General features: G+C 60.7%; 12 protein-coding genes. 9 read left to right on the top strand and 3 right to left on the bottom strand.

The features are described from left to right. The gene (locus ACTNBB_RS05565) at positions 1–1,602 is read right to left on the bottom strand and encodes an FAD-binding oxidoreductase (protein ID WP_441057164.1); all 1,602 of its coding nucleotides are present in this window, start codon (positions 1,600–1,602) and stop codon (positions 1–3) included. Between the two features lie 344 nt (positions 1,603–1,946). Between ACTNBB_RS05565 and ACTNBB_RS05560 the strand changes: the two genes are divergently transcribed. The 9 genes from ACTNBB_RS05560 (at position 1,947) to ACTNBB_RS05520 (ending at position 11,616) form a co-directional block, all read left to right on the top strand. Further along, positions 1,947–2,243, top strand: a complete 297-nt coding sequence (locus tag ACTNBB_RS05560) for a hypothetical protein (RefSeq protein ID WP_154517147.1) — start codon at positions 1,947–1,949, stop codon at positions 2,241–2,243. After that, positions 2,240–2,749 carry a hypothetical protein gene (locus ACTNBB_RS05555; RefSeq protein WP_441057162.1) on the top strand — a complete coding sequence of 170 codons (510 nt, stop codon included), beginning with the start codon at positions 2,240–2,242 and terminating at the stop codon, positions 2,747–2,749. The genes ACTNBB_RS05560 and ACTNBB_RS05555 overlap by 4 nt, the downstream gene beginning before the upstream one ends. A gap of 87 nt (positions 2,750–2,836) precedes the next feature. Then, a complete protein-coding gene (locus ACTNBB_RS05550; RefSeq protein WP_441057160.1) occupies positions 2,837–3,439 on the top strand; it encodes a hypothetical protein in 603 nt (200 codons plus the stop codon). Continuing rightward, a complete protein-coding gene (locus tag ACTNBB_RS05545) occupies positions 3,420–3,680 on the top strand; it encodes a hypothetical protein (RefSeq protein ID WP_195838580.1) in 261 nt (86 codons plus the stop codon). The genes ACTNBB_RS05550 and ACTNBB_RS05545 overlap by 20 nt, the downstream gene beginning before the upstream one ends. Positions 3,681–3,719: 39 nt before the next feature. Continuing rightward, a complete protein-coding gene (locus tag ACTNBB_RS05540) occupies positions 3,720–5,111 on the top strand; it encodes a hypothetical protein (RefSeq protein WP_441057158.1) in 1,392 nt (463 codons plus the stop codon). A gap of 87 nt (positions 5,112–5,198) precedes the next feature. Next, a complete protein-coding gene (locus ACTNBB_RS05535) occupies positions 5,199–5,915 on the top strand; it encodes a DUF554 domain-containing protein (RefSeq protein ID WP_427747902.1) in 717 nt (238 codons plus the stop codon). An 88-nt stretch (positions 5,916–6,003) separates the two neighbouring features. Further along, positions 6,004–7,764 carry a TerB N-terminal domain-containing protein gene (locus tag ACTNBB_RS05530; RefSeq protein WP_441057156.1) on the top strand — a complete coding sequence of 587 codons (1,761 nt, stop codon included), beginning with the start codon at positions 6,004–6,006 and terminating at the stop codon, positions 7,762–7,764. Continuing rightward, on the top strand, positions 7,757–9,055 hold the full coding sequence (locus ACTNBB_RS05525) for an ATP-binding protein (RefSeq protein ID WP_441042131.1): 1,299 nt from the start codon (positions 7,757–7,759) through the stop codon (positions 9,053–9,055). The genes ACTNBB_RS05530 and ACTNBB_RS05525 overlap by 8 nt, the downstream gene beginning before the upstream one ends. A 116-nt stretch (positions 9,056–9,171) precedes the next feature. Next, the gene (locus ACTNBB_RS05520) at positions 9,172–11,616 is read left to right on the top strand and encodes a DEAD/DEAH box helicase (protein ID WP_441057154.1); all 2,445 of its coding nucleotides are present in this window, start codon (positions 9,172–9,174) and stop codon (positions 11,614–11,616) included. Positions 11,617–11,820: 204 nt separating this feature from the next. Here ACTNBB_RS05520 and ACTNBB_RS05515 read toward each other — a convergent pair whose 3' ends face one another. Then, a complete protein-coding gene (locus ACTNBB_RS05515; protein WP_441057152.1) occupies positions 11,821–12,696 on the bottom strand; it encodes a spermidine synthase in 876 nt (291 codons plus the stop codon). Continuing rightward, positions 12,697–14,604: an elongator complex protein 3 gene (locus ACTNBB_RS05510; protein WP_441057150.1), complete on the bottom strand. Its 1,908-nt coding sequence runs from the start codon at positions 14,602–14,604 to the stop codon at positions 12,697–12,699. Positions 14,605–14,684 lie beyond the last annotated feature (80 nt).

Genomic DNA, 14,684 nt, shown 5'->3' with positions numbered 1-14,684 from the left:
TCACGCGCCCCCTTTCTGGACGAGCTCATCCAAGAGCTTCTCCGAAAACAGGTTACCGCGGCCCAGCTGCCCGGCAGGATCGAGCTGGAGCTTGAGCCGCGCCGACTCGACCATGGCCTCGTGACCGTACATCGTCTCCAAGAAGCCCGCCTTGATCTTGCCGACGCCGTGTTCGGCGGAGACAGCGCCGCCCATGGCCGTGACCTCGGAAGCCCACTGGGCAAAGAGCTCTTCGCCGCGGCGGTAATCCTGCGCATCGCGCGGCAGAATGTTCACATGCAGATGGTTGTTACCGATGTGCCCCCAGGCGGCAGATTCAAGCCCACTTTCGGCCAGCGTGCGGCGATAAAGGGCGATGACATCGGCCAAGTGCGCGTTGGGCACCGACATATCCGACCCCAGCTTGGTAATGGTGGGGTCCGTGCGGCGACGCTCGTCGATGAGCATGTTGACGCTCTCGGGCACCGCATGGCGGAAGAATCGCTGACACTCGCGATCGACCTCGGTGCGCGCGACCCATGTCGCATCGTCGCTGCCGCCCGCAAGCTCCAGTACCCACCCCAAGTGATACAGCTCCTCAGTCGCCTGGGCTTCGTCGTCGCAGTCGAGCTCCACGTAGACACAGACCTTGGCGTCTTTGTCGAGCGCCGGCAGCGAGGCGAACGCAGTCGACTGCTCGCGCTGACGACGCAGGATATCCAGGGCGCCCGCATCGAAATATTCGATGGCAGCCGCGTGGGACAGGACGGGACGTACAGAATCGGTGAAGGACACGGCCTTGTCTTCGCTGTCAAAGAAGCAGCTCACGCCCCAAACGACCGTAGGCGCCGCCTGCAGGGCAATCTCGAGCTCGGTGATGACGCCGAGTGTTCCACACGCACCGATAAACAGATCGATGGCATCCATATCGTCAGCAACGAAATAGCCCGAAGCATTTTTGGTCTTGGGCATGGTGTAGTCGGGAAGGTCGAGCTCGAGCGTGCGGCCCTGCACCGTGACGAGCGAAAGGCGACGACCCTGTGCAAAAACCTCGCCACGGTGAAGCTCGAGCAGGTCGCCATCGGTCAGCACGACATGAAGGCCCGTGACGTGAGGGCGCATGGGGCCGTAAGCGTAGCTACGGGCGCCGGAAGCGTTGCATGCCGCCATGCCGCCCAGGCAGGCAGATGCCTCGGTGGGATCGGTAGGAAAGAATTGCTCGGGAGCTTCCTGGAACTCCTCGTAGGCCTCAAGCGATGCCTGGTCCCAGCCGGCAGTCGGCAGCACTTTCTTGCCCAGTTGCTTGCGCAGCTCAGACAGCACGACGCCGGACGCCACGCGCAAAAGAAAGCGGCCCTGCTCGTCGCGGCGAATGCCTAGGTAGCGATTCATGCGGGAAGTATTGAGAATGTGACCGCCATGAGGCACGGCGCCGGCGGCAAGACCGGTCCGGGCGCCCTGAACCGTCACCGGGACACGCTCGGCATGGAGCTTTTCCATAATGGCGCGGACCTCGTCCTCCGTTGTCGGAAACGAGATGCTCGAGGCCTCGCCCGATGTGCGAGACTCATCGCGACCATACTCTTCGAACTCGTCGGTGAAGGGTTTGATGGTTGCAGACACGCGAACTCCCCCTTTAGCTAACTACAGTGTTTGCAGGGAAATGTTACCGCATCGTTTCACCGACATGTTCGAGACCGTCTCCATAATTGACGTTTTTAACGTTCGCGCAATTCGGCGAACGGTGGAATTTTCGAGACAAGCGACGCTTTTGCCACATGTTGCCGCGCAGCCACAACATGTGCATTTATCAGTCAAAAATAGTTGAGATTTTTTTCACATGCTTTTACCTGCGGAGATATCGGCTCGTCAAGCAATTGGTTAGTTATTGGGCAAGTTGCGGCTGATACGGTCGGCATCGACAGCCAAACCAATAGGAGTTTTGGCCCCAGAGCAGGGAGGTTTCCATGGCATATTACTGGCCCCAATACGGTTTCGCCATCGAAGTCGATGACGACCCCTATCTCTTGCCTTTCGACGAAGATGCATTTCCAGGTACGGAGGTCTACCACGTCACCACCGATGTGATCTGCGACCCCGAGTCGTTCTCGGCGCTCGCCCACCACATCGCGCGTATCCACAACATCGAGCTCCCTCACGACTTCGACGAGCTCATCTACTCGCGCCGCCTGATGCTTCACATGCTCTTTGGAGCGGACCCGTCCACGTTCGCACGTGTCTACACCACCAAGGACGCCGCATGAGTGCGAAGAAGCCGCCCCGCCTTGCAGGACTGGGGCGTCGCAAGAAACTCGTCGTTGTCTGCCTGGCTGTCGTCTGCGCCCTCATCGCCGTAGGGCTATACGCCTGGCAGTCGCAGCCCGTGCCCGAAGCGGGCGCCTCAGTCACGACGGCAGAAGGTAAATCGCGCCAAGAAATCCAGGATGAGCTCGACGCCATCGTCCGCGACAACATGATGACGATCTCGGTCGCGCCGGTCGCACAGTTGCAGGAAGGCGGCAAGTTGCGCGTCAACGTGCAAAACGTCCAAGACAACAAGTTTCCCCAGCGCTTCCGCGTGATTCAAAACGACGAGACCATCTATGAGTCCGGTGTGGTCGAAGCCGGCAAGACGGTTGAGACCTGCCCCGCCGGCGATATCCAAGAAGGCGAGGCATATATCGAGATTCAGGCACTCGATGCCAAGACCTACGACACCCACGGCAATCCGACGCGCGTCAAAGTGCGGGTGGCACAGGCAGAAGAATAGTGGCCGACGCGCTCGCAGGGGCAGCACCCTGTCCCCATTCGTCCAACCATCACGGAAACAGTCCGTGACGAGCAGAAAGGATCGATTATGAACACACCCATGAACCTGAACGGAGCCAGGGCACTCGCCGTGGGCGCAGGGCTTACGCTCGCACTTGCGATGGGCGCCGCGCCAACGGCGGCCATGGCAGAGGTGCGCGTTGGAACCACCGATGTGACGGTGAAGGCCGACATTAGCAATGTTTCGTTTAAGGCGCCAACGGTCATCCCCTTTGCCGCCAAAGCCGACGGAACGCTTGTAGGACCCTCCGACGAGACGATTACCATCGACAACCTCTCGGCATATGGCATCCACGTCACCAACATGAAGGTCACGGCCCAGAACGACTGGACAATCGTTGCAGACGCAAAGACGGGCTCGGCCCAGAACTCCATCGATTTTAAGGTTGGCCCCGATAACGCAGAAAAGGATGCCAGCTCGGCGACTCAGACTACGGGCCTCGATCTTTCCAAAGACGCAAGCTTCGACATGAAGTACAAGGACATTGCCGACGGAACGGACAAAATTAGGCTCAATGTGAGTGGCCACGTCGCCCGCGTCACGCGTGACATCTACCACGCCACCGGTACGGGAGATCAAGTGGCAAGCATCACCTGGACGGTCGAGCCCGGTGCGCACGCCACGTCCTAAGGCGATTGCACTGGCCGCCATCGTCGGCATCTTGGCGTCCGCACCCGCAATGGCCTTTGCTCAACAAGAGCAAGCGCAGGCGGCCACAGAAGTGACCGTCGATCTTTCGGGCCTTAATCGCGGCAGCCGTCACGAGCCGCTCGTCCAGACGAGCGACACCCGGCAACTCATTGCGGTAGGCGTCGCCACGGTGGGAGCAGGACTGACGTGCCTTGGCCTGCACATCAAACGCAACCAATAGCCAAGCACGACCGGAGTACGCGGAATAGATAGGAGAACCATGGCACCCAAAAACCTTTTGCCCGTTGCCGCGCTCTGCAGCGCACTGGCGAGCGGCACGCCTCTCGCCGCTTGGGCGACGCCCGCCACGGCAAGCTCCTTACCGCAAGCTCTGAACCCCGCGGCGAATTCGTCGGGTATCGTCGCCTGCCAACGTTTTTCGCTCGCACATGCCACGGTCCGAACCTCGGGATGCCTTCACCGCAATGCGGTCGACTCGATAGTCGTGGATATCAAGCGACCGGACAAGGAGAACGGCCCCCAGACAGGTTGCGCCATCTGCACATGGAAATCGGCTGCAGTCGACGCCGATGGCGACCCATGCGACTTAGAGCTGCGCATCGATATTGCCTCGGTCGATGACTCGGCGAACGGGGCAAAGGTCGTCTTCGACAGCGCGGCCCATGAAGAAGAAGGGGGTGTATGCCTGGGCTGCGTTCCCTCGAATGCCGATGGCGCGCAGCCCATCATCTCCTTTACGGCGTCGCTGCGGCTGACCAAGGCGGACACCGAAGCCATCGCAACGGGAGATGCGCCTTTGCTGTTCTACGCTGGCGACGCGGACGACCAAAAGGCTCAAAGCACCAGGCAGAAGGGCTCGCTTAACCTCACGCGCGGATCAGAACCCGCCCCCATCAATATCGATGCCCAGGAGCCGGGCGTGCAGCGCATTCTCGCCGATCCGGCGCTGCTCCAAATGACGTGGCACGGAGTGGGGTCCGTCGAGATTGCCGCTCCTATATCGAGCGATAATGACAAATCCCCCAAAGACGAGGTCGCAGACGCACCGGCACATGTTGACGATGCATCATCAGAAGGCAACGCTGCGGTTCCTCTCGAGAAGCCAAGCGGCAGCGCCACCGAACTAGGCGATTCCCAACCGAAAGACGGCCTGGACTTTGCCGCTCCCCCAGGTGTCGACGAAGGCAACTGTTGCATGATGGTCGCGCTCGACCACACGGAAACCGTCGATGCTGCAAGCATTGAGCCAGTCGCTGCCAATGCGCCCCGCCGCAAAAATATCCTCATCGCATTCCCCAACACCGTCGAGCTCGTCTTTTTGCCTTCGGGCGAAGTCGTCGCGCCTACGGCACTTACAGCAGTGGGAGCAAAGAGCGCATCGAACGATATCCAAGCTATCTCGGCACTTGATGCCACAACGACCGCCAAGTTACACCTTTATTCCGTTGCAGCAGACGGAACGCGAACCGAAGAATTCGACGGAACCAAGCTTTTGGTTCCTCGTCGCATCGGTATCCAAGAAGACGTCCCCTATCAAATGGAACTTGAAGGGTTCGATCGCGCACGAGATGCCGACATCATTGCAGCAGCCATCGAATCCCCACAGCACCTCATGACGCTGCGCTTCGACTTTAGCCCCATCCTGTCCTAGACCGCTAACTGCCGCTTGGCTCGGATACTGAGCGCCCCTCCCCGTTCTGCTACGATTGCCGCGTTGGCATCAATTACAGGAGGGTTCATGCCGGGTTTAGGAACGATCATCAACGTCGCGCTTTTGATCGCGGGCGGTCTGCTTGGCCTTATGGGCGGGCGCTTCATTACGCCTCGCATCCAAGACACGCTCATGAAGGCGTCGGGGTTGTGTGTTCTGTTTATCGGCTTGGGCGGCACCATGCAAAAGATGCTCGTTATCGATGGAGAGGCGTTGGCGACCACCGGCACCACCATGCTTATCGTCTCATTTGCCCTCGGTTCGCTCATCGGCGAGGCCATCAACCTGGAGGCCGCCATCGAGAACCTCGGCGAATGGCTCAAGCGCAAAACCGGCAGCGAAGGCGACAACGAGTTCACCAACGCCTTTGTCTCGGCATCGCTCACCGTGTGTATCGGTGCCATGGCCATCGTAGGATCGATTCAGGACGGTCTGCTCGGCGACTGGTCCACGCTTGCCCTGAAGGGCGCGCTGGACTGCATCATCGTCTGCACCATGACGGCCTCGCTTGGCCGCGGCTGCATCTTCTCGGCCCTGCCCGTTGCCGTATTCCAGGGCACGATCACGCTTTTTGCCGGCTCACTCTCCCCCATCATGACCACCGCAGCCCTCGACAGCCTTTCGCTTGTGGGCTCTATGCTCATCTTCTGTGTTGGGGTTAACCTTATTCGACCTCAGACCTTCCGCACGGCCAACATGCTCCCCTCCGTCGTCGTGGCGGTCATCTACGCCCTCTTGTTCTAAATCTATCTACGTAGCGGTTTCTCGAACACCTGTTTGATGCTGTGCTATGATATGAGGTCACCGAAGCTGCGTTAGGAGAGGAGAAGCGGTGGCCGACCAGGACGTCAAGATGCTCATCGAGCGCATTATGGCCGAGGCCCGGACCCATCAGTCCGCCCGCTTCTCAAACGAAATCTATGCTGACGAGCCGATTCTCAAGACCGGTCGACAGATGCAGAACTTCCTCCCCGACCAGTACCGCAAGATGCGCGAGATATCACGCTGGCAAGATGATCCCAAAGGCGGCGCGGGACGTTGGCTATCGGAGGCGGAGCTCTTTTACCGCCAAGGCCTGCTGATGGCCGACTTCGAGGACGATTGTCCCTACAACGGCACCTTTAAGTCGTACTTTCCCACCTACAATGCCATGAGCGATCGACAGTTGCGCGGCTACTTTACCTGGCGTGCCCAAGTGCGCCGCGGAACTGTCGAGGAAACGTCTACGTCCTTTGCCTTCCTGTATCTCTATGAGCTGATCTGCGGCATTGGCGTAGATGACCCACTCGATGGCTTTAGCAAGATCAAGGCCTTTTGGAACGCCTATCGTGCCTTCGAGCCCGGCATCGACCGGTTTGCACGCGTGTGGTTGCAAGATTACGCCGTTTTCCACGGGCTCGACCCCAAACTGCTTCGCGACTCTAAAACCGTCATGTTCGATAACGCCCTTATCGAGCTGCGGCGCGCGGCTCGAGACCTTGCACCTGCACCGACGCCGTCGGACCTGGCGCCTGCGCGTCGCAAGACCTCCGAGCCTACGCTCCCCCTCCCGCCCGACGAGGCGGGCGAGGAGCGACTCATGGCCGCTATCAACGCCCTCTCCACGTATAACCTCGATAACTCTAGACTCGATCGCAGCCACCATCGCGACCTACGCCACGTGGCATGTGCCGTGTACGTCCGCATGGCGCGCTACTATGACACGCACCGAAAGACCGGTATCGTGGCGAGCTTGTTTGGGGAGGAGACGGCCATGCCCTATACCATGTTTGCCTCGGCCGTGTTCTTTGCGCCCGAGCGCCACGAGGACTGCGAATACCGTCTTGACCCCATCCATATCTACCGCTGCCAAAACGGTTTTTGGGAATGCATGCGAATTCACGGCAGCAGGCAAAAGAGCAGCAAGCTTGGTGAGATGATGCGCGCCTGCGACCAACGTCTGCGCCTGGCCCTAGCCCCCGCCCACCCCCTGAAGGAGGAGAAGGTCCCCAAATATCTGGCAAAAATCATCGATGACGAGATCGTGGCATGGCTTTCGTGGGATGCCGCACACCAGCCCGTCAAGATCGATATCGATTTGAGCCAGCTGGGGCACATTCGGAGCGCCGCCGCGCAAACGCGTGAAGCGCTTTTGATTGATGAGGAGCGCGAGGACGGCACGCCCGTGGAAGCCGAGGCAACGCTTATCGAGCAGCCGGGCCGCGAGCCTGCGCCCGGCATGACTGCCGAACCTGGCGAGATGACCATTCAGCAAGACGAACCCGACGAGCCGACTGTCTCCGCCGAAGAGTTTGGCGTCATGGCACCGCTCCTCGTGTCTGCGCCCGCACCCGTAACGCCCGCGTCTGCCGAAGCTACGAACAAACTCGCGCCCGCCGAAGATGCCTTTCTTCGCGCGCTCCTCGAGCAAAACACAGCGCAAGCGACATCGGCAGTGGAGAGGTCGGGCCAGAGCGAGGATATGCTCGTCGACAACATCAACGAGACGCTCTTTGACCTGGTGGGAGACACCGTTATCGAGTTCGGCGCGGCAGGACCGCAAATTATCGAGGATTACGAAGCAGACGTGAGAGGATACCTAGACCATGAGTGATACCGCATCCGCAGCACCCCGCGTGCCCAAGCGCGTCGCTGCCGTCATTCTCAACTCACTCAAGGGCGGTGTGGTCCCGCGCATCGGCCTTCCCTATATCACCGTAGGGCGCGAGGTCGAGATCCGCGCCCTGCTCACCGATTTGAGTCTCATTGCCGACGGTGGCGCGAGCTTCCGGTTTCTGGTCGGTCGCTACGGCGCAGGCAAGAGCTTTTTGCTCCAGACCATCCGCACGCACGCCATGGGCGAGGGGTTCGTCGTCGCCGATGCCGACCTGTCGCCCGAGCGCCGCCTGCAGGGCGGTCAGGGGCAGGGCCTTGCCACCTACCGTGAGCTCATCCGCAACATATCGACCAAGACGCGCCCCGAGGGCGGTGCGCTCAACCTTATTCTGGATCGCTGGGTCGCCTCGTGTGCCGACGTCGACGAGTCGGTCGTCAATGCCCAACTGGCCCCGCTCGAGGAGATGGTCCACGGCTTCGACTTCGCCCGCATGCTCCGCCGCTACCGCACGGCCGTATCCGAGGGCGATGAAGAGGCCATGAGCCGCGTAACCAAATGGATCCGCGGCGAATACCGCACCAAGAGCGAGGCTCGCGCCGAACTGGGTTCCTCGACCATCATCAGCGATGACGACTGGTACGACTACGTTAAACTCATTGCGCGCTTTTTGGTCTGCAGCGGCTACAAGGGCATGCTGGTGCTCATCGACGAACTCGTGAATCTGTATAAGATTCCCAACGCGATCACGCGCCAATACAACTACGAGAAGATCCTGACCATGTACAACGACACGCTCCAGGGCAAGGCGCAGTACCTGGGCATGATCATGGGCGGCACGCCAACCTCCATCGAAGACCGCCGCCGCGGCGTGTTCTCCTACGAGGCCCTGCGCAGCCGACTCGCTCAGGGCCGCTTTGCACGCGAGGACCTTAAGGACATGCTCGCGCCCATCATCCGTCTGCAGCCACTCACCTACGAAGAGTTGCTGGTGCTGATCGAAAAACTCATGCAAATTCACGCCGGCTACTTTGGCTGGACGCCCACGCTTACCGAGAGCGACCTGGTGGACTTCCTCAAGATTGAGTTCGGTCGCGTGGGAGCCGACACGCATCTGACGCCGCGCGAAGTCATTCGTGACTTTATCGAGCTGCTCGACATCCTATGCCAAAACCCCGACGCCAACGTGGCCGAGCTGCTGCAAAGCGTCGGCGGTGACGCGCCAGCAGCCGCAACAGACGACACCGGCACCGCAGGCGCCGACCGCAACTTCGCCGAATTCGCCATCTAACCTGCCAAAAAGGGACAGGTTTATTTTGGCAGGTTTTATCTGGGCAAACATTGAAGCAGTCATGCAGTAAGCCACTGCCCGCCGCGTTGAGAGATTCGCTTTTGAAAGGAGGCCCCGTGAACGCTTTTGACCGCTACGCCCCGTTTATCCAAGACTTCATCTACTCCCACGATTGGGAAAGTCTCCGCTCCATTCAGGTTGCGGCGGCAGATGCCATCTTTAACACACAAGACAATGTGCTCCTGACGGCATCCACGGCTTCCGGCAAAACCGAGGCGGCCTTCTTTCCCATCCTGACCGAGTTTTGGGAGAAGCCGCCCGCGAGCGTGGGCGCCCTCTACATCGGCCCCCTCAAGGCGCTCATCAACGATCAGTTCGTCCGCCTTAACGACCTCTGCGAAGAGGCCGATATCCCTGTCTGGCACTGGCATGGCGATGTCTCGCAGTCGCACAAGGCTAAGCTCATCAAAAAGCCGAGCGGCATCTTGCAGATTACGCCCGAGTCACTCGAGGCGCTCCTGATCCATAAGCACATGGCGATCCCGCGCATGTTTTGCGACCTGCGCTATGTGGTCATCGACGAGGTCCACTCGCTCATGCGCGGCGACCGTGGCGGGCAGACGCTCTGCCTTATCGAGCGACTCTCGCGCATGGCCGGCGTGCAGCCTCGACGCATTGGCCTTTCGGCCACCATCGGCGACCCCGAGCGCACGGGCGCTTTTCTCTCACAGGGAACGGGACGTGACTGCGTTATCCCCCGTTTTGAGGAACCGCGCCGCGTGTGGCGCATCTCCATGGAGCACTTCTACAACTCGGGTCCCCAGGCACAGCAGCGGGGATTCGAGAGCATGGGTCCTCAAGAGGCCGAAGTGCTTGTCTCCGAGCGCATTGAGGCAGCGGCACCCACGGCGCTGCCGGCCGACACCCAAGGCATGAGCCACAGCGGACAGCCCACACAGGAGGAGCGCCGTCAACGTCGTGAGCGAGCACGGGGCAAGGCCGCTCCCAAGGACCGCCAAACTTCTTCGGCCCCCGAGGGCGAAGTCGACATCCCCCGGGCCGCCGAGCAAGCGCTCCTCAACCCCACCGACACCGCACCCGACAACGCCGATCCCGGCATGGGCTATATCTTCGAACACACCCGCGGGCGCAAGTGTCTGGTCTTTGCCAACTCGCGCGAGGAGGCAGAGGCCGTATGTTCCATGCTGCGCAGCTACTGCGAGAGCCGACACGAGCCTGACCGTTTCCTCATCCATCACGGCAATCTTTCGGCATCGTTGCGCGAGACGGCAGAAGAGCTCATGCGCGATGAGGAGCAGGCACAGACGACCGTCACCACCTCTACGCTTGAACTTGGCATCGATATCGGCCGTCTGGAGCGTGCGTTTCAGATCGATGCGCCATTTACCGTCAGTTCCTTTTTGCAGCGAATGGGCCGCACGGGACGCCGCGACCTTCCGCCCGAGATGTGGTTTGTCATGCGCGAGGAAGAACCCGAGCCGCGCACGATGATGCCCGAAACCATTCCGTGGAAGCTCCTGCAGGGCATCGCACTCGTACAACTCTATCGCGAGGAAAAGTGGGTCGAGCCGCCCGAGCTCGATCGACTCCCCTACAGTCTGCTCTATCACCAGACTATGTCGACGCTTGCCAGCACCGGAGAGCTCACGCCGGCAGAACTTGCCCAGCGCGTGCTCACGCTCAGTTATTTCCACCGCGTCTCAGCCGATGACTATCGCGTGCTGCTGCGTCACCTCATTAAGATCGACCATATCCAGGTCACCGAGGGCGGCGGACTCATCGTGGGCCTCGCGGGCGAGCGCATCATCAACAATTTTAAGTTCTACGCCGTGTTCCAGGAAAACGAGGAGTTCACCGTCCGCAGCGAGTCGGCCGAGCTGGGCACGATCGTCAATCCCCCACCGCCCGGTGAACGCATCGCCATCGCCGGGCACTGCTGGATTGTCGAGGAAGTGGACTGGAAGCGCCATACCGTCTTTGCCACGCAGGTCAAGGGCCGTGTACCGGCTTACTTTGGCGACTGCCCCGGCGACATCAACACGCATGTACTCGAGCGCATGCGTAAAGCGCTCAACGAACATGCCGCGTATCCGTACCTTATGGGCAACGCGCGAGCCCGTCTGGCGCAGGCTCGCCATACGGCCGAGATTTCGGGTGCGGGCACTAGGCCACTCATTAACCTGGGCGGCGACACCTGGGTGCTCTTCCCCTGGCTGGGCAGCTATGCCTTTTTGGCGCTCGAGCGCATGCTCAAGATTAAATGTGCCGCGGAGCTGGGCCTTCGCGGACTCGACCCGTCGCGCCCGTACTTTATGCAGTTTAAGATGAAGGCCGACGAAGAGACGTTCTTTGAGGTACTCGCCGCCGAGGCCGAGAAGGACTTCGATCCCATCGAGCTCGTCTATCCCGGCGAGGTGCCTTACTTTGATCGTTACGATGAGTTCGTTCCCGAAGAGCTCGTGCGTAAGGGCTTTGCCGAAGGCGTGCTCGACATAGATGGCATGAAGCAACGTGTCCGCAGCTGGCGCGACCACGCCTAAAACGGGGCTGACTATATGAGCAGTCAATTTGGGACGGGGCTATTTTAGCTGCCCTTGCAGGTAAAGCGAAAGGTTTGGCCGATTAGTGGCAGGGATAGCTAAAATAGCCCCGTCCCAAATTGACTGCTCCCGATGTGGAGCGAGCCGGCATCCGAACGCAGCTAAAAAGCCCCGTCCCAGAAAGACTGGTCGCAGAAAGACGCGCTAGTCGTGAAGGACGGCGCCGAGGAAGTCGGCGTCAAAGGGCACGGCTTCGGCAAAGGCATAGTTCCCGTCGCTGGCGATGAGCAGGTAGTTTTCCTCGCCGCCGAACTCTGTATCGCCACAGGGGACCACCCAGGCGTGGGCGAATACCTCGAGTGCCCTGGCAGCGCAGTCGCGCAGGAACGTTACATCGCTCCCCTCGTTTGCGCTCACGATATTGGCAACGTAGATACCCCCGGGGTTCAGGCTGCCCCGCACTAAACGCAACGCCTCAACCGTCGCCAGCTCGCGTACGGGCTCGGCACCGCCAAAGCAATCGCTCACGACCACGTCGTAGCGACGATGGCCCACACTCGTCACACCCAGATACGAGCGAGCCTCAGCGGTTATCACCCGCAGGCGATCGCCCGCCGCGCGCTCTAGCTCGTCTAGGTAGAACCAGCGGCGCGCCAGGCGCGTAATCTCTCCGTCATACTCGATAACGTCCATGCGCAGGCCCTCGTGCGACATCAGCGCAAATTTGGGATAGGCAAACCCGCCGCCACCTAGCATAAGCATACGGCTGATACCGTGACCATAAACGTCACGCATCGCATCCTCGGCCTCAAACACGTCGTCAAACGCGCGATAATACGCAAAGACGGGCTCCGCCCAGCGCTCGCCGACGTAACTCGCGCTTTGGTAGACACCGCCTTGCACCAATACGCGGACTTCATCGCCGCCCTCATCGTGCACGCGTTTCACACGCGCCAATCCATTGCGGGTTCGCGCGACCTGCAGGCAGGCAGCGCGAACAGCGACGGCAGCCGCGCCCAGCGCCGCGGCTCCCAGAGCAACACCGGCAACAACGCCGGCAGAAACACTCGGCTTGTTCATCTAGAGCTCCTTTTGCAGATAAAGGCCATGGTCATAAAATCCAAGATGGCGATAGTACTCACGTGTGCCAATCGAGCTGATCACGTTGATGCGTGCATACCCCGCATCCCGGGCAATCTCGCACGCACGCTCTACGAGCAAACGCCCCAACCCGTGATGCTGCGCCGCCTGGCCCTGGTCGCCCACGCGCGCCGCCATGCCGTACACGTGCACCTCGCGAATCATCGCCTCGTCCGGCGTCGTCGGCAACTCGTCCGCATGCGCGGCAACAAACGAATGGTCGGGCAGCGACAGGCGCAAAAAGCCCGCAATCTTGCCCTGCGGCGTCACCCACTGCAAAAAGCGCTCGTGCGTCACCGGTGTCTCGTACGCCACATCCTCGTCAAGGGTCAGCTCATCCAAGTCGGCACCCGCCGTGCTGATCTCGCGATAGCGAATCTCACGCACCGTCGCACCGTCACCCCGAGCAGCCAGGCGGTTCTCGACGAGCTGACGCAGGTTGGGCTTCTTGTTGCCCACCATAATGTCATCGGAGCTAAAATCGCGGATCATGCGGCTGATACGGCAGAACGGCGGCGTCACCACGATGTCATCGGCCAACACGTCGAGCAGCTCCTCCTCGGTATAGGGGCGCCACTCGCCGCGCTCGTAACAGCCCACCAGACGCGAGCCCTCGATGAGCGCGCACGGGTAGACCTTGACCTCGTCGGGCATAAAGGCCCCCTCGGTCATAAAGCGCTCGTAGTCGCGCTTGTCCCCCTCGGGTGTGGCACCCAGCAAGTTGAGCATAAAATGCGCGTGAATCTTAAAGCCAAACAGGCGCGCAAGCGAAAACGCCCGCTCGATTTGCCCCACCGAAATGCGACGCTCGTTGATATCGAGCAGGTACTGGTCGAGGCTCTGGATGCCCATCTGGATCTTGGTGCAGCCCAGGCGGCGGATGAGCGTAAGCGCCTGCGGCGTTACGGCATCGGGGCGCGTCTCGATAACGAGTCCCACCACGCGATGCTTCGCCGTCTCGTTGATGTGCTGCTGACGCTCGAGCTCCTCCATCGTTGCCGTCTGCCACTCGGTGACCTCGCCCCACGGCGTACCGGGGCCGTACAAACGACGCACCGCACGGTTATAGCCGCCCACGGCAGCATCCACACGCTCCTGCTCGTCGGCAACGTCGGCAGCGAGCTCGGCCTCGTCTGTCGCAATGCCGGCAGCCCGATAGCGCTCGCGGCGCTCCGCTACCACCGGCGGCAGCGCATCGGCGGGTGCATCGTCGAGCAGACGCCCCGCCTCGGCACGGCTGATACCCGGACGCGCCAACATGGGGTTGGCCGCCACGCCGGCGACGGCATCGTCATTGAGCGCACGGAAAAGCTCCGACATAAACCATGTCTGATAGCCTTCCGGATAGTCGCTCCAGGTGCCGCCAAGCACAATGAGCTCAATCTTATCGGTCGCATGCCCCATCTGCGAAAGCGCGGTCAGACGAGCGCTCACCTGCAGATACGGATCGAAGCAATTTTGCTCCGCGCGGGCGCACGCGGGCTCGGCATGCAAATAGCTTTTGGGCATACGCAGGTCGTTGGGGCAAAACAGGCAATCGCCCGAGCACGGCCACGGCTTGGTGATGACGGTAATGGTCGCTACGCCCGAAGCCGTGCGGCGCGGCTTCATGCGTAGCACCTGCAGCAGTTGACGTTCCAGATCGGAATCGACATTCCACGCAGCCCAACGAGCCGGATCCTCACGTTTAACCCGCTGGTAGAACGGCAGCAGACGGCGCTTGGCCAGATCGCGCTTGTCGGCACCCTCACGGCGCGCCTCGGCATGTATCAGTTTGACGAGCGCCTTGTCGTCTACGGTCTCGCCGCAACGCAGGGCTTTAAGTATGTTCAAGATAATCTGTTCCATGCCCCCATTGTAAAGGCAAAGGCGCCGGAGCCCGTCACGGCCCCGGCGCCTCCATCAAACAGCGCGTCTAAGCATCTATG

It is taken from the genome of Collinsella sp. HCP28S3_B9, from assembly GCF_052066095.1.
GTDB lineage: Bacteria > Actinomycetota > Coriobacteriia > Coriobacteriales > Coriobacteriaceae > Collinsella.
The sequence above is the reverse complement of the archived record's forward strand: the minus strand, read 5'-3'. Positions and strand labels throughout refer to the sequence as shown.

What these genes read in the sequence shown, in the direction of transcription:
- ACTNBB_RS05525 (WP_441042131.1), top strand. Translation starts at nt 7,757, where the DNA reads ATGAGTGATACCGCATCCGCAGCACCCCGCGTGCCCAAGCGCGTCGCT.
- ACTNBB_RS05550 (WP_441057160.1), top strand. Translation starts at nt 2,837, where the DNA reads ATGAACACACCCATGAACCTGAACGGAGCCAGGGCACTCGCCGTGGGC.
- ACTNBB_RS05510 (WP_441057150.1), bottom strand. Translation starts at nt 14,604, where the DNA reads ATGGAACAGATTATCTTGAACATACTTAAAGCCCTGCGTTGCGGCGAG.
- ACTNBB_RS05515 (WP_441057152.1), bottom strand. Translation starts at nt 12,696, where the DNA reads ATGAACAAGCCGAGTGTTTCTGCCGGCGTTGTTGCCGGTGTTGCTCTG.
- ACTNBB_RS05555 (WP_441057162.1), top strand. Translation starts at nt 2,240, where the DNA reads ATGAGTGCGAAGAAGCCGCCCCGCCTTGCAGGACTGGGGCGTCGCAAG.
- ACTNBB_RS05560 (WP_154517147.1), top strand. Translation starts at nt 1,947, where the DNA reads ATGGCATATTACTGGCCCCAATACGGTTTCGCCATCGAAGTCGATGAC.
- ACTNBB_RS05540 (WP_441057158.1), top strand. Translation starts at nt 3,720, where the DNA reads ATGGCACCCAAAAACCTTTTGCCCGTTGCCGCGCTCTGCAGCGCACTG.
- ACTNBB_RS05535 (WP_427747902.1), top strand. Translation starts at nt 5,199, where the DNA reads ATGCCGGGTTTAGGAACGATCATCAACGTCGCGCTTTTGATCGCGGGC.